The organism is Oceanobacillus sp. B139/18, from assembly GCF_055524595.1.
The window spans coordinates 1,088,572-1,109,322 of sequence record NZ_JBVFXI010000001.1 but is presented as its reverse complement, the minus strand read 5'-3'; the positions used below and the strand labels follow the sequence as shown (position 1 = coordinate 1,109,322).

Annotated in this window: 23 protein-coding genes and 1 pseudogene; 17 read left to right on the top strand and 7 right to left on the bottom strand. The window is 38.2% G+C overall.

The window, feature by feature from the left end:
• Positions 1-21: 21 nt before the first annotated feature.
• On the top strand, positions 22-312 hold the full coding sequence (locus ACZSMY_RS05425) for a CD3324 family protein (RefSeq protein WP_193062083.1): 291 nt from the start codon (positions 22-24) through the stop codon (positions 310-312).
• A 162-nt stretch (positions 313-474) separates the two neighbouring features.
• Here the strand turns inward: ACZSMY_RS05425 and ACZSMY_RS05420 are convergent, their stop codons facing one another.
• The gene (locus ACZSMY_RS05420) at positions 475-1,002 is read right to left on the bottom strand and encodes a P-loop NTPase family protein (protein WP_465147534.1); all 528 of its coding nucleotides are present in this window, start codon (positions 1,000-1,002) and stop codon (positions 475-477) included.
• A 386-nt stretch (positions 1,003-1,388) separates the two neighbouring features.
• Between ACZSMY_RS05420 and ACZSMY_RS05415 the strand changes: the two genes are divergently transcribed.
• The 3 genes from ACZSMY_RS05415 to ACZSMY_RS05405 all read left to right on the top strand — a co-directional run bounded on the left by ACZSMY_RS05415 (position 1,389) and on the right by ACZSMY_RS05405 (position 4,789).
• Positions 1,389-2,495 carry an Rpn family recombination-promoting nuclease/putative transposase gene (locus ACZSMY_RS05415; RefSeq protein ID WP_465147533.1) on the top strand — a complete coding sequence of 369 codons (1,107 nt, stop codon included), beginning with the start codon at positions 1,389-1,391 and terminating at the stop codon, positions 2,493-2,495.
• A gap of 278 nt (positions 2,496-2,773) precedes the next feature.
• Positions 2,774-3,316, top strand: coding sequence for a PadR family transcriptional regulator (locus ACZSMY_RS05410; RefSeq protein WP_042533884.1), 543 nt, complete (start codon positions 2,774-2,776; stop codon positions 3,314-3,316).
• Positions 3,317-3,607: 291 nt separating this feature from the next.
• A complete protein-coding gene (locus ACZSMY_RS05405; protein WP_193062086.1) occupies positions 3,608-4,789 on the top strand; it encodes an MFS transporter in 1,182 nt (393 codons plus the stop codon).
• A gap of 129 nt (positions 4,790-4,918) precedes the next feature.
• Here the strand turns inward: ACZSMY_RS05405 and ACZSMY_RS05400 are convergent, their stop codons facing one another.
• From ACZSMY_RS05400 to ACZSMY_RS05390, 3 genes and pseudogenes are all read right to left on the bottom strand, one after another.
• Positions 4,919-5,047: a hypothetical protein gene (locus tag ACZSMY_RS05400; protein WP_264299281.1), complete on the bottom strand. Its 129-nt coding sequence runs from the start codon at positions 5,045-5,047 to the stop codon at positions 4,919-4,921.
• Positions 5,048-5,062: 15 nt separating this feature from the next.
• Positions 5,063-5,152 (bottom strand): annotated as a pseudogene (locus ACZSMY_RS05395) (hypothetical protein); the annotation flags it as partial.
• The gene (locus ACZSMY_RS05390; protein WP_226894672.1) at positions 5,121-5,453 is read right to left on the bottom strand and encodes an aldo/keto reductase; all 333 of its coding nucleotides are present in this window, start codon (positions 5,451-5,453) and stop codon (positions 5,121-5,123) included. The pseudogene ACZSMY_RS05395 and the gene ACZSMY_RS05390, both read right to left, overlap by 32 nt.
• 94 nt (positions 5,454-5,547) lie before the next feature.
• Here ACZSMY_RS05390 and ACZSMY_RS05385 point away from each other — a divergent pair, with 94 nt between their 5' ends.
• From ACZSMY_RS05385 to ACZSMY_RS05360, 6 genes are all read left to right on the top strand, one after another.
• Positions 5,548-5,805, top strand: coding sequence for a MerR family transcriptional regulator (locus ACZSMY_RS05385; protein ID WP_226894673.1), 258 nt, complete (start codon positions 5,548-5,550; stop codon positions 5,803-5,805).
• The gene (locus tag ACZSMY_RS05380; protein ID WP_465147532.1) at positions 5,802-5,969 is read left to right on the top strand and encodes a hypothetical protein; all 168 of its coding nucleotides are present in this window, start codon (positions 5,802-5,804) and stop codon (positions 5,967-5,969) included. The genes ACZSMY_RS05385 and ACZSMY_RS05380 overlap by 4 nt, the downstream gene beginning before the upstream one ends.
• Positions 5,970-6,191: 222 nt before the next feature.
• On the top strand, positions 6,192-6,824 hold the full coding sequence (locus tag ACZSMY_RS05375) for a TetR/AcrR family transcriptional regulator (protein WP_042533890.1): 633 nt from the start codon (positions 6,192-6,194) through the stop codon (positions 6,822-6,824).
• Positions 6,825-6,834: 10 nt separating this feature from the next.
• Positions 6,835-9,150 carry an ABC transporter permease gene (locus ACZSMY_RS05370; protein WP_465147531.1) on the top strand — a complete coding sequence of 772 codons (2,316 nt, stop codon included), beginning with the start codon at positions 6,835-6,837 and terminating at the stop codon, positions 9,148-9,150.
• Positions 9,151-9,153: 3 nt separating this feature from the next.
• Complete coding sequence (locus tag ACZSMY_RS05365) at positions 9,154-9,915, top strand: ABC transporter ATP-binding protein (protein WP_256706312.1); 762 nt, start codon at positions 9,154-9,156, stop codon at positions 9,913-9,915.
• 30 nt (positions 9,916-9,945) lie between these two features.
• Positions 9,946-10,587, top strand: a complete 642-nt coding sequence (locus ACZSMY_RS05360) for a class I SAM-dependent methyltransferase (RefSeq protein WP_256706234.1) — start codon at positions 9,946-9,948, stop codon at positions 10,585-10,587.
• Positions 10,588-10,763: 176 nt separating this feature from the next.
• On the opposite strand, the gene ACZSMY_RS05355 is transcribed toward ACZSMY_RS05360, so the two are convergent.
• Positions 10,764-12,200 (bottom strand): DUF6179 domain-containing protein, encoded by a 1,437-nt coding sequence (locus ACZSMY_RS05355; RefSeq protein ID WP_465147530.1) that lies wholly within the window; start codon positions 12,198-12,200, stop codon positions 10,764-10,766.
• A 3-nt stretch (positions 12,201-12,203) separates the two neighbouring features.
• Positions 12,204-12,671 (bottom strand): DUF6323 family protein, encoded by a 468-nt coding sequence (locus tag ACZSMY_RS05350; protein WP_042533897.1) that lies wholly within the window; start codon positions 12,669-12,671, stop codon positions 12,204-12,206.
• A gap of 418 nt (positions 12,672-13,089) precedes the next feature.
• On the opposite strand from ACZSMY_RS05350, the gene ACZSMY_RS05345 reads away from it, so the two are divergent.
• Genes ACZSMY_RS05345 through ACZSMY_RS05325 form a run of 5 tightly spaced genes read left to right on the top strand, consistent with a single transcriptional unit; the run spans position 13,090 to position 17,227 of the window.
• Complete coding sequence (locus ACZSMY_RS05345) at positions 13,090-13,824, top strand: ABC transporter ATP-binding protein (protein WP_042533900.1); 735 nt, start codon at positions 13,090-13,092, stop codon at positions 13,822-13,824.
• The gene (locus ACZSMY_RS05340; protein ID WP_042533902.1) at positions 13,824-14,597 is read left to right on the top strand and encodes an ABC transporter permease; all 774 of its coding nucleotides are present in this window, start codon (positions 13,824-13,826) and stop codon (positions 14,595-14,597) included. The genes ACZSMY_RS05345 and ACZSMY_RS05340 overlap by 1 nt, the downstream gene beginning before the upstream one ends.
• Before the next feature lie 31 nt (positions 14,598-14,628).
• Entirely contained in the window at positions 14,629-15,417 is a 789-nt protein-coding gene (locus ACZSMY_RS05335) for an ABC transporter permease (protein WP_256706238.1), read from the top strand.
• Between the two features lie 38 nt (positions 15,418-15,455).
• Positions 15,456-16,181, top strand: a complete 726-nt coding sequence (locus tag ACZSMY_RS05330) for a response regulator transcription factor (protein ID WP_042533906.1) — start codon at positions 15,456-15,458, stop codon at positions 16,179-16,181.
• Positions 16,178-17,227 carry a sensor histidine kinase gene (locus ACZSMY_RS05325; protein ID WP_465147529.1) on the top strand — a complete coding sequence of 350 codons (1,050 nt, stop codon included), beginning with the start codon at positions 16,178-16,180 and terminating at the stop codon, positions 17,225-17,227. The genes ACZSMY_RS05330 and ACZSMY_RS05325 overlap by 4 nt, the downstream gene beginning before the upstream one ends.
• Positions 17,228-17,368: 141 nt before the next feature.
• Here ACZSMY_RS05325 and ACZSMY_RS05320 read toward each other — a convergent pair whose 3' ends face one another.
• Entirely contained in the window at positions 17,369-18,739 is a 1,371-nt protein-coding gene (locus ACZSMY_RS05320; RefSeq protein ID WP_465147528.1) for an aminotransferase-like domain-containing protein, read from the bottom strand.
• A 126-nt stretch (positions 18,740-18,865) separates the two neighbouring features.
• On the opposite strand from ACZSMY_RS05320, the gene ACZSMY_RS05315 reads away from it, so the two are divergent.
• Together ACZSMY_RS05315 and ACZSMY_RS05310 are read left to right on the top strand one after the other, a co-directional pair.
• Positions 18,866-19,735 carry a DMT family transporter gene (locus ACZSMY_RS05315; RefSeq protein WP_465147527.1) on the top strand — a complete coding sequence of 290 codons (870 nt, stop codon included), beginning with the start codon at positions 18,866-18,868 and terminating at the stop codon, positions 19,733-19,735.
• A 230-nt stretch (positions 19,736-19,965) separates the two neighbouring features.
• On the top strand, positions 19,966-20,748 hold the full coding sequence (locus ACZSMY_RS05310) for an ABC transporter ATP-binding protein (RefSeq protein WP_256706239.1): 783 nt from the start codon (positions 19,966-19,968) through the stop codon (positions 20,746-20,748).
• Positions 20,749-20,751 lie beyond the last annotated feature (3 nt).

Genomic DNA, 20,751 nt, shown 5'->3' with positions numbered 1-20,751 from the left:
TGATAGAAAGGATGTTCCAGCTTGTCATATAAAAATGGAAAAGAGGTGCTTCCACCTCATTTGTTGAAGGAGCTTCAGAAATATATTCAAGGAGAGCTTGTTTATATTCCAAAGCAAACCAACCGGCGGGCGGGATGGGGAGAAGCGAATGGATCACGTCTTGCCCTGGCTGAGAGAAATGAAGAGATTTACCGATTATATGAAGAAGGCTATTCATTTGAGGAATTGGAGCAAATCTATAATCTGTCGATGGATAGTATTCGTAAAATCATCTATAAAACACGTGAGCACCAAAATGACGTAAAACAATAATCAGGCGTGTTTACATCTATAGGGATTGAGACCAATCCCCTTTAATTAAAAGAGTGGCGTTCGCTAACGTCTTAGTGAGCCACTCTTTATTACTGTATAAAAATCCCCGCCCCCGAATGAAGATTCGTTTCAAAAATATTCATATCGATACGTATATTCCTGCTAAGGAAGGTTTTTAATTTTTTTCATGAATTCTTTGAGCTCTTGCCCAGAATGAATATGAATGAAATGAAGCTGCTCCTGGTATTTAATCTTTAATGACTTTATCTGAGAATCATTTTCTTTCTTATAATTCCAAACAAAACGCAGGAAAGAAAAATCCAGCCTATCTGGATTCCCATGCGGATTTTTCTTTCTTTTGTTTTTTACATAGCGCTTGAGTATACGATAGCAACAGATGCTGCGGGGGAAATCTAACCAAATAACCATATCTGCACATTCCATTCGCAAGGCTAACGTTCTGGCATAATTCCCGTCCATAATCCATTCCTTTTTTTGAATTTCTTCTTTTAGTTTAGCATCAAAAGTTGCTTGAGGGGCGGTGGTATTATCGTCGATCCATTGAATGCTGTCTAAATGTACCAAGGGGATATTTCTTATTTGAGCAATTTGAGCGGATAATGTCGATTTACCTGCGCCAGGACAGCCAATGACCATGATTCGATTGGCAATGGACTTATTTTCTTCCATTTTCTTTCCCTCCAGTCTTTTCAATAAGCAATATCATCACAAGAACATCACTGGTTTAAAAATGTATACTAATATTTGATGCTGTTGAGCTGCCTACAATAGAAAAGGGGGTAAGCACAACCTTCTCTTTATTAAAATATATCATTGCTTATTCCATCGTAGCACGTTTGATCTAAAAGACAGCCCCCATTTTCAGTTGTCCAAAAAAACATTAAAAATCCAAAATGAATGTCATTTGATGATTGAAAAACGAAAAACATTGCATACAAATCCCCATTTCGCAGGCAGTTTTTGCAGGAGAAATTCTATTTTACCGTTTTGCCTTCCACATACAAAACCGCTATGATGAAAACAAATTTATTATTACTTGGAGATGTGATAAAATAATGCTAAACACAGTCAAAGAAAATACAAACAGTTATCGCGTAAATCATCCCGATTATGATGGGCTTTGGAAGAATTTGATTGAAGAACTTTTTCAAGAATTTATGGCCTTTTTTGCACCGGATTTGTATCCGGAAATTGATTTTGAGCAGGGAGTGGACTTCAAAAACCTGGAGCTTTTTCAGCTTGTGATGAAATCCAAAAAAGGGACCAAGTATTCAGATAAAATTGTTAAAGTGCAGTTGAAAAATGGAGAGGAAAAATATATCTTCATTCATATCGAAGTGCAGGCGGTCGGGAAAAAAAAATTTGCAGAACGCATGTTTAAATATTTTTACCGGATTTACGACAAAACGAAAACAATTCACCAGATTTATTCCATCGCTCTATTGACGGATGCCAGTCAGAAAGATCATCAAGATACATTCTATTACTCTTTTTATGGTACCGAATTAACCTATGCCTATAACACCTACCGATTTCACGGGAAAGATACGGAAGAACTGAAAAAATCGGATAATCCATTTGCTTTAGCCGTGCTTGCAGGAATATATATCAGCAATAACAAAGGAAGAGAAGCTGAAGATCATGAAAAAAGGTTTTGCTACAAGCAACAGCTTATCAGCCTGGCATTTGAAAAATATTCGCACCACACAAATTACCTCGTCGCATTATTGTATTTCATTGATTATATGATGCTGATTCCATCGGAACTGCAGGAACAACTGTATGAAACGTTGCCCATTGCACAAAATGAAAAGGAGGAGAAAAAAATCATGGGTTTGGAAAAGTTAAGAGACACGCCGACATTTGGAAGACTGTACAGAGAAATCGAGGAAAAAGCAACCAGAAAAGGGTTGGAACGAGGTATAGAACAAGGTATAGAACAAGGTATAGAACAGGGTATAGAACAGGGTATAGAGCAAGGAATTGAACAGGGCATAGAACAGGGAATTGAACAAGGCATCGAAAAAGGCATTGAAGATACGGAAAGAAAGTTTGTTAAAAAACTTCTAGATAGGAATTATTCAGAGAAAGAAATATCTGAATTAACTGGTTTGGAACTTAAAGAAGTAAGGAAGCTTCAGGAATCGCTTGAAAATGAATAAAAACAAATGTGAAAAAGAATCTGTATCTGTTAATTAGTTCACATTAGCAGGTATAGGTTCTTTTCATTTTGTGAAAATAGCTGATGAAGACGTTGCATTTAAGTATAAATGGTGTTGATGGATATTTTCAGCTTTAAAATAGGCGGATAGAAAGCAGAAAAGAGAGTAATCTTACATGCTAGAGAAAGATTCGATTTTATCCATTTGTATCGTAAGCATTTGACATTCTAATATATTCATCATATAATACTCAACGTTAAGTAAAGGGTGTGACATTAATGACAAGATTGCTTGTGCTCTGCATGTTAGACGCAAAACCGATGGCCGGCTATGATATTCAACAGGCACTGCGGATGACAGATGCAGAAAGATGGGGCGGTGTATTAATTGGCTCGATTTATCATGCGCTTAAAAAATTGGAAAAGGATGGGTATATTGCGATTGATAAGGTGGAACAAACTGGTCACCGTCAAAAATTTACCTATCGAATCACCGTAGAAGGAAAAGAACACCTTAAAGATTTGATTCGTGAGGCGTTAACCAGCTCATCCGTTCAATATCCTTCTTCTTTATATGCAGGTATTTCTTTTTTTGATAAGCTGCCTGCAGAGGAAGCACGTCAAGCTTTGAAAGAGCAGCAAGTTCTTTTGGAGGAAGAATATCAAAGTGTGCAGGATGGCTGGAAGGAAAAAGAGGCAGCATTGGACGGTAATATTCCTCCCATGGTGCAGATGGTTTTTGATAATATGTTTGCTATTATCAGCCAGCAACAGGATTTTGTACGGAAAGCATTGGCTTATTTAGAACAAAGCAATAACTAATTCTCTCTCTGTTACAGGAGAGAGAAAAAAATACCTGTATAGTCAACGTTGACTATACAAAGTTGATTGAGACGATATTCATTATTTAAGAATGGGTAGCGGCAGTAACATAACAACAGCAATGTCTTACTGCAGTTATCGGTGGAGGCGGAGTGTTAATGAGGCGGTAAAAACGGATTCTTCTTTTTCCTCTTGAGGATGAAACGCAGACGGGAGGAAATTTATCTATTGCAAAAGGGAATATGCAGTTGATGAAAACAACAAAGCTATCTACAGAAAGTAGGAAAGAAAATGAATCAAAAACGAAATTTAAAAAAAGCTCAAAAGAGCGCCTTATTTGTCGTCACGCTGGCCATATTCACCGATATGCTGCTGTATGGAATGATTGTTCCTATACTGCCAGATTATGCTGATTCTTTAAGCATATCGCAAACTGCGATCGGTATTTTATTCGGCAGTTATGCAGCAGCTCTATTAATCGCTACTCCCGTTTTTGGAGTAATCTCCGATAAAGTTGGACGACGTGGTCCGATGCTTTGGGGAATTTTAGGGCTTACGCTTGCAACCCTGTTATTTGCATTTGCAAATACGTTTTGGCTCTTGCTTATTTGCCGCATTTTACAAGGAATTGCAGCAGCAGCCACCTGGACAGCAGGGCTTGCGCTTCTAGCCGATTTCTACCCATCTAAAGAACGGGGGAAAGTCATGGGAATCGCGCTGTCGGGTCAAGCAATGGGGACCCTTCTAGGTCCGACATTCGGAGGCTGGCTCTATCAGCTGGGCGGATATATGCTTCCGTTCTTTGCAGCTGCGGGGATTGCCCTTATTGATGGTTTGCTGCGTATATTTCTATTGAAGGAAGAACCTCATCGAAAGGAAGAAGACGCATCAGGAGCATGGCAGTTATTGAAAAACCGAACCTTGCTTTTGGTTGTTGGAGCAGTTGTTATCGGAGCTGCCATTCCAAGCGTGCTGGAGTCGACATTTCCAATGCATCTGCAAAATGTTTTTGATGCATCTCCAGGAATCATCGGTTTATTATTTGGGGTTCCCTCCCTCGCTTATGCGTTTGCAGCACCAATTGTCGGAAGTGTTTCAACAAAGATTGGCCATCCTAAAACAATTACGATTGGATTAGCAATTACTGCAGTATCACTGACGCTTGTTGTTATGCCGACAACGATGTGGCTGCAGGTTGCGGCATTAGGGTTGATTGGCATCAGTATGGGAACAGTTCTTGCGCCGACGCTTCCTGAACTTGCTGATATTGCTGAGCAAAGCCAAACTCAAGCATATGGGGTTACCTTTGCTATTTACAATACGGCTTACTCTGTAGGAATGATGCTAGGCCCGATAAGCAGTGGTGCAGCCTCCGATATTTTCGGATTGCAATTAAGCTATTTTGCAATCGCTGTTATGGTGTTGGTGTATATGCTGTTTTTTGCAATAATGACACAGTTAAAAAGGAAATAATAGAGAAGTTAAAGAAAGTTCTCATTAAAAAATTAGAAGACTTGATAAAAACGAAACTTCATTCAACGGGAATTTTTGCTTTTTTCCTATTGAATGAAGTTCGTTTATCACCTCATAACAGTATATATATTATTCTTTATCTTTCCAATTATTTCCGAAAGATGCCTGCTCTGATTCTACATGTCCTCTGTGTCCATAGATAGTAACCGCTTCAAGAGCATTTTCAATGGATTCAAATTCTTCTTCTGTTAAACGCACATTCCACGCTCCAAGGTTTTCCATTATTCTATCTTGATTTTTGGATCCTGGAATCGGCACTACGTTCGGGTATTTATGAAGCGTCCAGGTGACGGCGAATTGGATTATACAAATCCGCTGCTCCTTCAGCTTCTTCTGCACCCAAGTGAAATTTTGTTGCTAGAATAACCTTGTCTCTAAAAGGTTCGACAGCTTTGCCCAACAATTGTTCATTATGCCCTGGGTAAAACATTTCTTTTCCATAGACTTCTGCTGTGTCGAAAAACGTACAGCCTAAGCCATAAGCTTTCCGAATGGCTTCAATGGCATAGCTCTCATCCGGAACACTGCCATACCCATGGGAAAAACCCATGCATCCCATACCAATAGGAGATACCTCTAGATTTCCAATTTTTCTTGTCTTCATATCGATATTTCCTCCCTCTATTATTTAAAGTATAATTACTATATCAGGTTAGAGTAACACGAAGTCAATGCTTATTTGTAAAGGAGAAATGGTAATGTACACTGTAAAAGAAGCTGCCAGGACTCTGGAAATGAGCGAGCATACCATTCGTTATTACACGGATTGTGGTTTAATTCCATCATTAACTCGAGATAAAAATAAACAGAGATTGTTTAATCAAGAATCAATGAATTGCCTTAAAGGCATAAAAATCTTAAAGGAATGCGGCATGACCATTAAAGAAATAAAGTGCTATGTATCACTGAGTCTTCAAGGAGATTCGACTATAGAGGAGCGTTATCAATATTTTTGAACTTAAAAGAAATAGCGTATTCTCAACTGGAAGAAGCAAAAGATAGAGTAAACTTTCTTGAAAATAAAGTAAAACATTATGAGGATATCGTAAGTGAGAAAATAGCTGATGATACGAATCCAAAAAAAGTGGAGCGAGTCAGAAGGAAGAGTAACAACAAATAGAGTGTTAGATAAAGCAGGTTATGTAAGCGGAAGATCAGGTAAGCCAACTCCCTGAATTTCTTAGGTTCATTCAGTGGAAACAAAATTCCTACTGAATAAATTTCGTTCTATATACAAAAATCAGACCAGAGACCAATAGCGTATTTGAGGTATATTTCTTATAATTTAATTACACCACATTACCGACAGACTGCCGGTCTAAAAATGAAAGGAGGGAGATTAATGAAAAGAGCCAAAAACGCAGAAGAAAGAAAAAATGAAATTTTGGATGTGGCTGAAGCTTTGTTTAATGAGCAGGGCTATGACAGAACAAGCACGAAGGACATTTTGAAGAGCATCGGGATTGCCAGAGGAACGCTGTATCATCATTTTGAAAGCAAAGAAGCGATTATGGATGGAATAATTGACCGTTATAACAAAAAAGTGATTGAAACGGCTCAATCCATTGCCGGGAGAAAAGAAGTGCCGGTTATTGAACGGTTACTTATGGCGATTACTTCTTTAAACGTAAGCAGCACAGTCTCTGAAGAATTGATGACACAGATTCATAAACCGCAAAACGCCCTGATGCATCAGAAAATCCAGAAGGTGTTGATTACAGAAGTCACACCGATTTTTACAAGTATTATTCAAGATGGATTAGAAGAAAATCTGTTTCATACAAACTACCCTTATGAAAGTGTGGAGATGCTGCTTGTCTATGCTTCTACTGTTTTTGATGATGGAACCATTGAATTATCGAAAGAAGCACAATTGCTAAAAATGACAGCTTTTGCTTTTAACGCAGAAAGACTGCTCGGAACAAAACAAGGAGCAATCAGTGAGAAGCTGCTGAAAATCTTGGCAAAAGAATAGAGGAGAGGGTATGTATTTTCGAGTTATACGCAATGATCTTTTTAGAAACAAGCTGATTAGTATCACGATGATGTTATTTATCTCTGCGGCAACAGCACTTGTCTGCTTAGCAGCTATTTTAAGCCTGAACCTTATCGGCTCGATTGAGACACTCACGAAACAGGCGCAAGTGCCAAACTTCCTGCAAATGCATAATGGGAATATCGATAAGGAGCGTTTAAATAACTTTGCAGAAGAACAAGAAAATGTAAAAAAATATCAGGTGTTGGATTTTTTAAATATTACTAATTCTAGTATTCAAGTAGGTGGAAATAACCTGATTGATAATGTTCAGGACAATGGTTTTACTACCCAAAGTTCTTCCTTTGATTTTCTGCTTGATTTGGAGGGAAGGCCAATCCATCCGGCAGAGGGAGAGCTATACGTTCCCATCGGCTATATGACAGATGGAACAGCTCAAATCGGGGATGAAGCAATGATTGCCGGAAAAGCATTTAAAGTTGCCGGATTCCTCAGAGATGCGCAAATGAATTCGCCTTTAGCTTCCTCCAAGCGTTTTTTAGTGCACGAAAATGATTATCAAGATCTGGTATCAAAAGGAACGCTGGAATATTTAATTGAATTCCAGCTGCATGATACATCTAAAACCAATGAATTTGAAACAGCATATGCCGATGCAGGATTAGAAGCCAATGGCCCGGCACTGACAAGTACTTTGTTTAAAGTAATTAACGGTTTATCTGATGGAATCATGATTGCAATCATCCTGCTGGTTAGTTTTCTAATCGTACTCATTGCATTTATGTGTATTCGTTTCACGCTATTAATCCAGATAGAAGAGGATTATCGGGAGATTGGTACGATGAAAGCAATCGGTCTGAGGCTGGCTGATATTAAAAAAATCTATCTTGCTAAATATGCATTTCTTGCTTTGGCAGGGAGCTTGCTTGGGCTGTTAGTATCTTTTATTTTCAGTAACCCTTTATTAGAGAATATCCGGCTGTATATGGGGGAAAGCCAATATGATAGCTGGAGTATTTTTCTTGCCATACTTGGAAGTATATTTGTTTTCCTGCTGGTGATTGGTTACATTTATTTCTTGTTGAGACGTTTTAGAAAAATCTCTGCTGCATCAGCAATCCGTACGGGCAGTCCGGAGGAAAACACTGCCCGTAAAAATTACTTCTTACTCAGTCAAAATAAGCTAATGTCTACCAATGTTTTTCTAGGGATAAAGGATGTACTATCCCGTAAGAAGCTTTATGCAACAATGCTGATTGTTCTACTGCTTTCTTGTTTTATCATAATTGTTCCCTGGAACACATACCATACCGTATCTTCACCATCTTTCACAAAATATCTTGGCTTTGGAGAAATGGACCTGATGGTTAGTATATATCCATCTGAGGAAATGGAGGAGAATAAACAACAGATTGTAAATTATTTAAATGATGATGCTTCTATTCACCAGTATGTTGAGATTACCTCCAAATCCTTTCGAGCTGTAAAAGAGGATGGTACAGAAGAAAAAATAATCGTTGAACTTGGCGATCATGCTGCGTTTCCAATCGAATACAATGCAGGAAAAGCACCAGAAGCACCGAATGAAATTGCATTATCCTCTTTGAATGCAGAGGAGTTTGGAAAACAAGCTGGTGATACGATTGAAATCATTACCGGTGAAGGTCTGGAAAGCTTTGTCGTCTCTGGGATATACTCCAATATTTTAAATGGAGGTAAAACGGCAAAAGCTGCTTTTTCAGATGAAACCGCTCCAGCGATGTGGTTAAACTATTATATCCAGCTTAATCATGCTAACCAGGCTGCTGTTACTGCTAAAAAAATGTCACAGTTTTTGCCATTTGCCAGCGTAACAGATGCGCATCACCATAAGCAGCAAGTATTTGGTTCTACGATGGATTCGATGAAAACAGCAGCGAATGTTGCCTTAATCGTGGCTTTGTTCATAACAGGTCTAGTAAGCTTGTTATTTATGAAATTAGTGGTTACTAAGGATCGCTCGGCAATTGCCACGTTAAAAGCAATTGGTTTTACGAATCAGGATTTGACCAAACAATATGCAGCTCGCGGAATTTTCATTTTGATAATTGGCGTAGCAGGAGGCAGTATCTTAGCGAATACCTTTGGGGAAGCAATCGCAGGGATGGCTATTTCTTCCTTTGGTGTAGATTCGATTGCCTTTATCAGTCATCCGTTTATCTATTTGGGGTTTTCATCCCTTATGCTTATTGTTACTTTATTGGCAACAAAATTGGGAACCAATCAAGCTGGTAAAATACCAATTGCAGAAAATATAAAGGAGTAAATGATGAGAAAAATACTGGATGGGCAACAAATTCATAAATCTTTTGATATAGAGAAAGAAAAAATCAACGTTTTACAGGGAGTATCCATTACCATTTACGAAAGCGAATTCATCTCTATTATGGGACCGTCGGGATCGGGAAAATCAACGCTTCTCTATGCTTTAAGCGGGATGGACACTGTTGATAGCGGCGAAATAATATTCAATAATCAACGTCTGCCAGCATGTGGAGAATTAGAGCTTGCTGATATCCGCCGCCAGCAAATGGGGTTTGTCTTCCAACAGCCGACATTTTTAAAAAATTTAACAATTATTGATAATATCGTACTTCCAGCTATGCGAGATAGCAAGAGAAAAACAAAAGAATTGGCGAAGAAAGCACAGCAGCTTTTAGAAAATACCGGGATTGGCGATTTGGCATATCGCATGACGAACCAGGTTTCTGGAGGGCAGCTGCAAAGGGCAGGAATTTGCCGGGCTTTGATCAATGAACCGAAAATCATTTTTGGAGATGAACCAACAGGGGCTTTAAACTCAAAGACTGCGGAGGGAATGATGGACTACTTCCTTCAGGTTAATCAAGAAGGAACAACGATTATGCTGGTGACACATGATGCGAAGGTAGCTGCTAAAAGTGAACGGGTCTTATTTATGAAAGATGGGCAAATCGTTGATGAATTGCGATTAGGGAAACTAGCGCATCAACAGGGGATGGATAGCCGGATAGAAAAAGTAACAAGGAAGATGTTACGGATAGAAATGTAGCCTACATCAAGAGGAGGGCTTTGGACAAAAATGCTTCTTAAAATGATTATTTTCGCAATGGTTCCTATGAGCATTAGCATCTTCTATGCCTGGAGGTTTGCTTCGCGAAAACGTGAAATTCCTTGTCCATTCTGGCTGCGTTGGCTGGTGGAACTGGATAATCCCTTTACCAAACCGAATAAAGCGAATAAAATTATTGAGCAATCTGGCATACAGCCGGGAATGCATGTGATTGATTTAGGGTGCGGACCCGGGAGGGTGACGATTCCAGCAGCAGAACGTGTTGGCTCCAACGGAAAAATAGCTGCGTTAGATATTCAGGATGAAATGTTACAAAGGGTAGAAAAAAAAGTGCAAAGAAGAAATTTAAAGAATATTGAATTGGTGCAGGGAAAAATTGGTTTGGGTCAACTGCGGCAATCACCTTGTGATCATGTCTTGCTTGTCAATGTCTTAGGGGAAATACCAGATCGGCAAGCAGCTTTGGAAGAAATTTTTAATATTTTAAAGCCAGGTGGTATCCTGACGGTAGCGGAGACCATATTTGATCCACATTTTCAGAGGAGAGAAGAGGTTTTAAAGCTTGCCGATAAAGCAGGATTTTATGAAGCGGGTTTTAATGGGAATTGGGCGGCGTATTCGCTGTTATTAAGGAAACCAGTTTCTCGTTAGAAACAAGAACGGACTATCAAAACATAAATAATCTTCATGGCTATTTTCAAAAGTATGATTTTTCAAGGAGGAGCGTCCGTAAATCTTCTGTTTTAAAATTAAATTTATATAGTAGGGAGATTTACGGACGCCGCCCCTGTGAATTACTGAGGCTAGCTCATTTCCATGATTCCTGTCTAATCAAATGATATATCCTCATAATCGATTTTATAAATAAGGTTTCCAATAACTCTAATTCGCGTTTCATCCAATTGCTGCAAGAACGCAATATAGTACATTTCCCATTCATTCTCTGTTTCAACGCCGTCAGCAACCATATTGGAGAATTCATGAGTACCTTCCCGAAACTCCTCATAAAAAACAATTTTGGCTAAAATAGCTAGCTCGATATCTCCAAAAGTTTTAAAAAGCGCTTCATAATCACCATTAAACAGACATTCAGCATGGAGAAGATCCAGATAATCATGCAGTGAAACAAAATTATTCCGGATAAGTTGTACTTTTTCTTCAATATTGTCAATTTCCAAGACACGATCTACCAGGCTGCGTAAGTCCATATCACTCATCCGATCATTCTCATTTAACTTGAATTCCATTGTTTTTTCGGTTTCTTTTATTTCTCTGATGATAAGTTTTTCGAAGCTGCCGATTTTTGCAGCGTGATTCACCCTTTGCATCAATTCATCCCGGTACAAATTGATGTAATCTGTAAGTGCTTGATCCGTTTGCAGAGATTTTTGCAATTGATTCACTGCTTCATGAATCAGCTGCGTCCTTTGTTCAGGAGGGGAAGTAGTTAGTATCCGGTTTACTTGTTCAAATTGATTTTCCGAAATTCGAGCATGGTTCGCTTTTCCCCCAGATAGCAGTGAAAAAACAGCATTGTTTATCATTAACTCAAATATATTGAATAATTCAATTTGATATTGAAATCGGCTTATTTTCCCGTAATTTATTAAGATATACATGACATCCTGATGACTAAAAAAATGGCAGAATTCTGTCTCCATTCGTAAACGTTCTACATATTGTTTTATATAGAAAACGCCTTGGAGCCGCATATCGTCTATGGCTAAAGGATAATCAATGCTCGCCATGGTATTTTGAGCTTCAAAAATAATATCATAGTGCTGCAAAAATAGAGGTAATGATTCATCGATAGTCGTATTGTAAGCATCGACGGGCACATCTAATTTTATCTTTTTCACTTCTTGATATATTTTTTTCGTCTCTTCAAAATAGTGACGTAGTAATTCAACTCCTTTAGAATGTATATCTTTTATGTTTTTCATATTTAAATGAGCAAGCGCTTCTTCAGGATGCTTACATTGAAGGGCGTAAGCATCGATAGCATAAAGCAGAGAGGTCATGATTCCTTCTGCTGTTTCCATTGTCACTGATGTACTTTCGCCTTGAGTATGCTGCAGAATCAATTGCTGCAGAACCTGCATCATCTCTGCTTGTATCTGGTAAGCTTTTTGACTGGAGATGATAGCTGACCGCTGACCTTCTTGCAGCAGGGTCAAGGTGTATTGATTTCGTATTAACCGCGATCGGTCAATTATTCTATTAGAAATATGCCGGAAACGAGCTGATTTGTCATCTGATTCCATGCGTTAATCATCCCCTTTGAATAAAGAATTGGGAAGTGCTATATTTCTTCTGAAATTCTCTGCAAGTTCCTCCATTTTACTTCTTAACAATTCGATAGACCCTGCACAAGACCCGTTATAAAACTCATTCATCAGTTGAATAAGCTTTGCATCGCTAAACTTATCTTCGGTTTCATTCCTAAGATAATAAAAGATCTCTTGAAGTTCGTTCAGCGTATCAACATAATGTTCTTGATCCATATAAGGAGAAGTAGAAAATACCTCAATTAGCTCTTTTAACACGCCGATGCTCAGCTCAACTCTCGCATGATCCCGCAACACTTTATTTCTGGACACTACCAGCGTTTTTGCATCGTCTGGCGTCAGAATCAGGCCCCATTCTTTCGTTTTCTCATTTAAACGAACAAGTTCCATCACTGCATTAGAATTCTGCGATAATTGGATGGAATTCAACATATCGGATAAATCCATAACGTATCACCTTTCCTGTAAGGATATTTAGAACGCAAAAAAGGGTCCCCTGGCCAAGGGAACCCTATTATATAATTAAAGATAATAAAAGTAAATTATAGCATAAATAAAATTTTTTGTCAAATATTTAGATTGGATAATGAACCCTGATAGCAGTGTAGTTTTTGGGGGAAAGTCTTTTGAGTTATTGTTTTCTGGGCAACCCTCCTTGATAGCAAAAAAATAATTAAAGGTTTATTATTTTCTATTTCACTCCCTGCCTAGGAGATGTATTCATTCTGAGTTAGGTTTCTTTTGCTGGAGTTTTAACAATGTAATCTATTTGTTATCTCTTGTTTATTAATTCAAATGCGGCAGTTTATTTTTGGCATCTATACTTGATAATATAACGATAAAACAACAGAAAGGAAATAATAAAATGGCTGCTGAAACATTATTAGAAACACATAAACTGACGAAATCATTTCAAGGGAAAACAATCATTGATAACTTAAATCTTAATATAAAAAAAGGGGATGTATATGGATTTCTGGGCAGAAATGGACAAGGCAAAACAACAACGATCCGAATGTTGACCGGCTTGATTTTTCCTGATTCGGGAGAGGTTGTCATTAATGGCTTGAATCTAAGGGGAGATTTTAAACAGGCAATTTCACAAATCGGAGCGATTGTAGAGAATCCTGTCTTTTATGATTATCTTTCCGGGTATGAGAACCTGTCACTGATGGTCAATTTAATCCCTGGTATTGGTAAAGAGAAAATAAATGAAGTGTTAGAACTCGTCGGGCTGACACGGAGAGCAAAGGATAAAGTTGCTGCTTATTCACTAGGGATGAAGCAGCGTTTGGGGATTGCCAATGCGCTTTTAAATGATCCGCAATTAATTATTCTCGATGAACCGACAAATGGACTGGACCCACAAGGGATGATAGAAATCAAAGAAATGATTCTGCAGCTTTCTTCGAAAAAAGAGATTACTTTCTTTATTTCGAGCCATTTACTGCACGAAGTTAGCCAAATTTGTAACCGTGTTGGGATTCTTAATGACGGAAAACTTCTTGCAGAAGGCGATGTCAGTGAGCTGATTAATGATAGCGAAACTCATTCCTTGGAAGAAGCCTTCTTTAACATAACCAGCGGGGGTCAACATTAATGGGCTTATTAAAAAATGAGTTATATAAACTTTTTAAAATGAAAAAAATCTATGTGTTTGCAGCAGTTATGCTGGGAATCACCTTTTTGAATTTATATGATTATCAACCAGGCGGTTCGGAAATGACGGTTTGGGATTTTTATTATGGTCAATCTGTTCCGCTATCGATGATCCAGATTTTCTCTCAATTTATGATTATTTTTATTCCAATCGTGATAGCGGATTGTATCAGTAATGATTACCGAAATGGAACATTAAAATTATCCCTGCAGCGCCCGATTGCGCGATGGCAGCTGTTATCGGCAAAGCTAATGGCTTTGTTTGCATTTATTATTGTTTCAACGGTTCTCTTTTTGATTTTATCCTATACATTAGGGGTTTATTTTATCGGCTGGGGAGAGGTGACAGAGTACTTGGGAGTCAGTTATCCGCCAATGAAAGGAATTGGTGTAACCGTAGGGGTATATGCTTTATTTATGCTGCCGACGATGGCGTACGGAATATTTGCGGGCTTTATTGCCGTTTTAGTTAAAAATATGAGTACGGCGATTATTATATCGCTGGTCCTGATTACGGTTGGATTAAATTTAAATGGTGTCTCAGCTATTGCTCCGTATTCCTTAGCGCATCATTTAATGTATTTTCCTGAAGAGTTGATGCAGATACAGGGTTGGTCTGGAATACTGCAAAATATTGGAGTTGTCCTCATATACGGAGTTTTATTTGCAGGATTATCCTTCTGGTTATTTAAAAAGAAAGAAATCTTATATTAATTGATTTAATGGGAAGCGTGGAGGGAATTAAATGACAGGTTTAATCAAGAATGAAATCTACAAATTCTTTAAACAAAAAAAACTCTATTTGTTTATGGGGGTTATGATTACCGTTCAGCTGGTAAATATATTACAGTATCAGGCGGACAGGGGAGAGCAAGCTGCTTATCTATTGAACGGACAGTCGTATCCGCTGGAGGCGCTAGCCGAATCCTCCCTTTTTATCATCATGTTCCAGGCTATTTTTATTGCGGAATCGATAGCGGAAGAATATAAGCGTGGCACCTTTAAACTGGTATTATTACGCCCTGTTACTCGTATCCAATTTTTAATAGCAAAGTCAGCCGGCGTATTGGTCTGTATCTGTTTTATGGTTGTTTTTACCACCCTCACTGCTTACGGTACAGGCTTCTTTTTCTTAGGCTGGGGCGAGCAGCTGGTGGTTCAAGGAGAACCGCTTTTTTCAAAGGGGGGGTCTATCTATGGTGGAGAGGGGATCGTGCTTACCTACACAGCTGCGTTTGCTTATATTCTGCCTGTATTTGGTTTTGCTATGCTGCTCATGTTTATTGCGTTATTATCACTGAATGTTGGAATAACCATCGGTACAGCATTGGCTTTATTTATATTTGCCCCTTTATTAAATGGAGAGATTACCGCTTATTCCATTGTCCATATCATGAACGCATTTCCTGCTTTATTTATCAACCAGGAAGCATCCCGGGAAATCCTTTTTGATACAGGAGTCATCTTTGTTTATATCGTCATTTTTTACATAGGCAGTCTTATTTTTATCAAAAAGAAGGATGTATTGTTATAATTATTAATATTTAAGACGGGATTAGGAGGGGCTGCGTCATGCGGGATAAAAAGGTTCTGGTCGTTGATGATGAGCTGGAGATTGCGGAATTAATCAAAGATTATTTGGAAGAGGAACAATATGATGTTGAGATTAGTACGGACGGGGAGGAGTGCCTTGCGGTCTTTCGGGAATACCGGCCACATTTGATTGTGCTGGATATTATGCTTCCTGGATTAGACGGAATGGAAGTATGCCGGACGATAAGGGCGGAATCAGCTGTCCCTATCATTATGCTGAGTGCAAAAAAATCAGAGATAGATAAAGTTTTAGGTTTGGGGTTAGGGGCGGATGATTATGTGGTGAAACCGTTCAGCCCAAGAGAAGTAGTTGCTCGTGTAAAGGCGCAGTTAAGAAGATATGATCAGCTTTCAACGGTAGAAAAAGAGGGAAGCGCATCAACAGAATATAAAACAGAAGTCTTAACCTTTGATAATATAGAGATTAATATAAATGCTTATACAGTCAAAATAAATGCAAAACAAATAGAGCTGACAACTAAGGAGTTTGAGGTGCTGCGTTTTTTAGCTAAGAGCGCTAACCACGTTTTGACCCGCCAGCAAATTTATGACCACGTGTGGGGAATCAATGAGTATGGCGATTTAAACACCGTAACCATCCATATTAAAAAAATCCGTCAAAAGATAGAAGAGGATACTGCCACCCCTAAATGGATCCAGACTGTCTGGGGCGTAGGCTATAAATTTGTGGGAGATAAAGAATGAGGCTGGGTGTAAGAGGGAAGCTGATTTTGTCCTTTTCATCGATGCTGGTGCTGCCGATAGTGGTTGCGCTGCTTTCTGGAGTCAACTCAAGCAATCGTATTTCCTTTAGCACGCTTCTTCCGGTTTTGCTGGCTCTGCTTATCCCATTTATTATCGGGGCCCTGATTACTGGCTGGGTCATTTCCCGGAATGTTTTAAAGCCCCTAGGAGAATTAGGAAAGGCAACAAGAAATATCAGGGAAGGAAATCTTGATTTTGCTGTTTCCTATCGGGAAAATGATGAGATAGGTGATTTATCTCGTGCTTTTGATGAAATGAAAGACCAGTTAAAAGAATTACGGGAAAAAGAGGCTGCTCACGAAACAGCGCGAAAAGACTTGATTGCCAGTATTTCACATGATTTACGCACGCCGATGTCATCGATTAAAGGCTATGTAGAAGGTTTGCAGGATGGAGTTATCCATGACAAGGACCGATTTCAACGCTATATTTCGGTAATTAAAAATAAAACGGAAAATCTGGATCACTTAATTGAAACACTTTTTCAATATTCGCAATTAGATATAAAGGCAGCAGAAGAAAGCTTTTCTGTTTGGAATACCCAAGAACTGCTGGAAACAATCATCCATCCAATAAAGCTGGAGTTTATGGATGCGCCGATGCAATTAGAAGTGATAAAGCCTTTTCCGGAGGTGAATCTGCTTGTTAATGCAAACGAGCTCGCCCAGGTTTTCGATAATTTAGTAAGCAATGCGAAAAGATATGTTGGTGAAGAAGGGGTTATTGCGATTAGAGTGAATGTGGATAAACAAAAACTAAAAGTATCTGTAACAGACAATGGAGCAGGTATCACACAAAAAGATCTGCCGTTTGTATTTGAACAGTTTTATCGTACAGAAAAATCCCGATCAAGGCATTTTGGCGGGGCGGGACTCGGGCTAGCTATCTGTAAGAAAATAATTGATAAACATGGCGGTGAGATTTGGGCAGAGAGTGAATGGGGTAAGGGCACATCCTTTTATTTTACAATTCCAGTTTCGTTTTAGATGGATATATATACGTGAACTGTATTGCCATGCGCGGAAAGGTGATGATTATAATAAATATTTGAACATCATTCAGGCACTTTGAAAACCCAGCTGTTTTTTTAGCTGGGTTTTCAATTCTTGACAAAAATAAAATAACGATTAAGGAATCATTATATTATCCGCAATATAGTTCAATCTTTTCCGGTTCTGTTTTATTACTTTCGAGATAATTTCGATTCCTTTGTCTATTTTATTCTCTTCGATTTTTGAAATGCATATTCTTATCGCGTTTTCCTTATTAAAATCATCTAGGTACATATCTGAGCAATCTTTAACGTACACGCTTTGTTCTTTCAGTATATTGGTTATATATGCCGCCTTGATATTGTCAGGTAAGTAAATACAAATAAAAAATCCATTATTGGGTTTGCTGTATTTAATAGAATCATCAAAATATGTTTTGCACGCTTCAAGCAGAATATCTAACTTGTTTTTGTATACCTTTTTTATTTTTTCAATGTGAGTATGAAACATACCGCTTTTAAGGTATATTTCAAAAGCTCCCTGTGAGATGGCCGGACTATTAAAATCAGATGTAAATTTATACTTAATAAACTCATTTTTCATCCTGTCAGGTACGATAATTGAAGCAATCCTCATCCCTGGCAGAAAAACTTTTGAAAAGCTTTTGATATAGATAACCCTATTTGTGTCATCGAAGCTATAAAAAGGGTCGGCTTTCGTATCTAAATCTAATTCGCTTAAATAATCATCTTCAACTAAGTAAACATCGTATTTTTGAATTAAAGCGAGGATTCTTTTTTTATCTTCATTCGAATAACTGAAGCCGGAGGGATTCTGAAATCTGGTTATGACATAAAATAATTTGATATCATGATTTTTTAAGATATGCTCCAGACTTTCTAAGTCAATACCATTTTTCGAAACATCCAGCCCATAGATATTGCAATCGGTATTTTTGATAGACTCCAAGGCGCCATAATATGTAGGCTGTTCCACGAGAATATTCGTTCTTTTATTAGGCAAGGGCATATTTACAGCTAAATTAATAGCTTGTTGCGCTCCGGTGGTTATAAATAGATTATTCACATCTGCGAAAACTTGAAAATCCTGCAGGTATTTTTGTATTTCGCACCTTAAACTATAAATACCTTCAAAAGGGGAATAGGAGAATATTTCATTTTTATATATATCTATTGCCTGATTAATACAATGTTGAAAATCTTTATACGGCATGACATTCAAATCAGGACTTGCCGATAAAAAATCAAAAACTTCAAGGTTATCTTCTTCACGTTCCATGCTTTCAATTACATAATATCCGCTTTTGCTGACGGAGTATATATAATGTTTACCCTCCAATTCTTTATAAGCCCTAATAATGGTGCTTTTATTGCAGGAAAATTCTTCTGCCATTGCTCTGATCGAGGGCAATTTATCACTTGGTTTTAATTTCTCCTCTTTAATCAAACTTATAATATAACGAACCACTTTTTCAAATTTATTCATTAAAATACCTCCCTGCTCAGGTTTGTACCGGTACACATCGTGATAACTCTTCTTTTATGATGAAAATTATTATATTAGTATGTTATATGTACCGGTACAATAATTCAATGAAAAGGAGCAGTATTTATGGAAGAGCGTAATCATTTATCGGGTTTTGTTTGGGGGATGCTTGGAGTGCTATGTTTCAGCCTCACATTACCAGCAACGAATGTAGCGGTTCAATATTTTAATTCTACATTTGTTGGACTTGGCAGAACAATACCAGCCTCGCTATTGGCTGTCTTATTTTTGATAATCAATAAACAACCTGTACCGACCAAAAAACAATTCAGAGATCTTTTTATTATTGCGTTTGGGGCAGTTTTAATTTTCCCGCTGTTAACAACCTATGCAATGGCAGATTTACCAGTATCTCACGGGGCAGTTGAACTAGCATTGCTTCCGTTGGCCACAGCATTTTTTGCGATGGTTATAGCGAATGAAAGGCCTGCTTTTAAATTTTGGGTAGCTAGTTCGATCGCTTCTTTATCTGTGATTATATATGCATTTACTTTAGGATTAGGAACTATCCATTTGGCGGATATGGCGTTGATTATATCTGTCATTATATTGGGATTGAGTTATGCGATGGGGGCTAAATTAGCTAAAGAAATAGGCAGCTGGCAAACCATAGCTTGGTCCGTCATTATTGGAGCTCCCTTATTTTTAATACCTGTTATTCGTTCTATTCATGCAGAAGAAATCTTAGCTGTGCCTATAACGGGCTGGGTGAGCTTTATTTATTTAGCAGTAATCAGTCAATTTTTGGCGTATGTATTTTGGTATAAAGGATTGTCTGTCGGCGGAATTTCCAAAGTAAGTCAACTGCAATATTTACAACCTTTTTTAATGATTACATTCTCTTTTTTATTTCTGAATGAAGTATTTAATTTGTATACCGTAATTATTGCTGTTGTAACCGTCAGCTGCGTGATTATTGGTAAAAACGCAGCATGAATGAGGGGGGCGTAAAAGAAAGTACCGTTAAAGTTTAATATACTTTTATTAATCAGCGGCTGGAAAAAACATATTTTCCAGCTGTTTTTTGAAGGTGAAAAAATGACTTTTTGAAATCAGTAGTATTTGTATACCTGGTCCTTGTTTATTGAATTGTAATCTTTCTGTTAATAGACGTATATGAAGTCAAATGCAGCAGTTTATTTTTCGCTACTATACTAAAGAAGTACATGAAAAAAACGATTGGAAGAAAGGGAGCGATGTATTTGCATGCGAAAAATAGCAGGACAGGAACAGAAGCGATTGCAGTTAATAATGTAACAAAACGATACGGCAAAAAAACAGCCATTGAAAATGTATCGTTCACAGCACAACCAGGCCGGGTGACTGGATTTTTAGGGCCTAACGGAGCAGGGAAATCGAGTACACTGCGCATTTTACTCGGTTTGGATTTTCCTACCAGCGGCACAGCGCTTATTGAAGGTAAACCATTTGTTAATCATCGTCAGCCATTGCGAACAGTTGGTGCGATGCTAGATGGTGCTGCGGCTGTTCTGGAGCGCCGGGGTATTGATCACCTAAAGTGGATAGCTGAATCGAATCGTATTCCAAAAGAAAGAATCGTTGAAGTACTGGAAATGGTGGGTCTTTCTAATGCGGCAAAAGCAAGAGTGAAAAAGTATTCTTTAGGGATGAAACAGCGTCTTGGTCTGGCTGCTGCATTACTTGGAGAGCCCCGAATTCTTATACTCGATGAGCCTGTAAATGGGTTAGATCCTGAAGGTATCCGGAGTGTGCGGCGACTTCTGCAAGACTATGCACGAAATGGGAATACGGTGTTACTCTCCAGTCACTTAATGGACGAAACGTCGAAAATAGTGGATGATATTGTGATTATCAATAATGGAAAGATTATTGATTCAGGATCGCTGGAAGAGGTTGTTGCAGATCATGATTCTCTTGAGGAAGCTTTTTTTGCCTTAACTGGTATCAAGAGCGAAGAAAGCTGGTGATGA

Excerpts from the sequence above, each read along its gene's own strand:
- ACZSMY_RS05420 (WP_465147534.1), bottom strand. The coding sequence starts at position 1,002 with ATGGAAGAAAATAAGTCCATTGCCAATCGAATCATGGTCATTGGCTGT.
- ACZSMY_RS05415 (WP_465147533.1), top strand. The coding sequence starts at position 1,389 with ATGCTAAACACAGTCAAAGAAAATACAAACAGTTATCGCGTAAATCAT.
- ACZSMY_RS05410 (WP_042533884.1), top strand. The coding sequence starts at position 2,774 with ATGACAAGATTGCTTGTGCTCTGCATGTTAGACGCAAAACCGATGGCC.
- ACZSMY_RS05405 (WP_193062086.1), top strand. The coding sequence starts at position 3,608 with ATGAATCAAAAACGAAATTTAAAAAAAGCTCAAAAGAGCGCCTTATTT.
- ACZSMY_RS05390 (WP_226894672.1), bottom strand. The coding sequence starts at position 5,453 with ATGAAGACAAGAAAAATTGGAAATCTAGAGGTATCTCCTATTGGTATG.
- ACZSMY_RS05385 (WP_226894673.1), top strand. The coding sequence starts at position 5,548 with ATGTACACTGTAAAAGAAGCTGCCAGGACTCTGGAAATGAGCGAGCAT.
- ACZSMY_RS05375 (WP_042533890.1), top strand. The coding sequence starts at position 6,192 with ATGAAAAGAGCCAAAAACGCAGAAGAAAGAAAAAATGAAATTTTGGAT.
- ACZSMY_RS05370 (WP_465147531.1), top strand. The coding sequence starts at position 6,835 with ATGTATTTTCGAGTTATACGCAATGATCTTTTTAGAAACAAGCTGATT.
- ACZSMY_RS05365 (WP_256706312.1), top strand. The coding sequence starts at position 9,154 with ATGAGAAAAATACTGGATGGGCAACAAATTCATAAATCTTTTGATATA.
- ACZSMY_RS05360 (WP_256706234.1), top strand. The coding sequence starts at position 9,946 with ATGCTTCTTAAAATGATTATTTTCGCAATGGTTCCTATGAGCATTAGC.
- ACZSMY_RS05355 (WP_465147530.1), bottom strand. The coding sequence starts at position 12,200 with ATGGAATCAGATGACAAATCAGCTCGTTTCCGGCATATTTCTAATAGA.
- ACZSMY_RS05350 (WP_042533897.1), bottom strand. The coding sequence starts at position 12,671 with ATGGATTTATCCGATATGTTGAATTCCATCCAATTATCGCAGAATTCT.
- ACZSMY_RS05345 (WP_042533900.1), top strand. The coding sequence starts at position 13,090 with ATGGCTGCTGAAACATTATTAGAAACACATAAACTGACGAAATCATTT.
- ACZSMY_RS05340 (WP_042533902.1), top strand. The coding sequence starts at position 13,824 with ATGGGCTTATTAAAAAATGAGTTATATAAACTTTTTAAAATGAAAAAA.
- ACZSMY_RS05335 (WP_256706238.1), top strand. The coding sequence starts at position 14,629 with ATGACAGGTTTAATCAAGAATGAAATCTACAAATTCTTTAAACAAAAA.
- ACZSMY_RS05330 (WP_042533906.1), top strand. The coding sequence starts at position 15,456 with ATGCGGGATAAAAAGGTTCTGGTCGTTGATGATGAGCTGGAGATTGCG.
- ACZSMY_RS05325 (WP_465147529.1), top strand. The coding sequence starts at position 16,178 with ATGAGGCTGGGTGTAAGAGGGAAGCTGATTTTGTCCTTTTCATCGATG.
- ACZSMY_RS05320 (WP_465147528.1), bottom strand. The coding sequence starts at position 18,739 with ATGAATAAATTTGAAAAAGTGGTTCGTTATATTATAAGTTTGATTAAA.
- ACZSMY_RS05315 (WP_465147527.1), top strand. The coding sequence starts at position 18,866 with ATGGAAGAGCGTAATCATTTATCGGGTTTTGTTTGGGGGATGCTTGGA.
- ACZSMY_RS05310 (WP_256706239.1), top strand. The coding sequence starts at position 19,966 with ATGAAAAAAACGATTGGAAGAAAGGGAGCGATGTATTTGCATGCGAAA.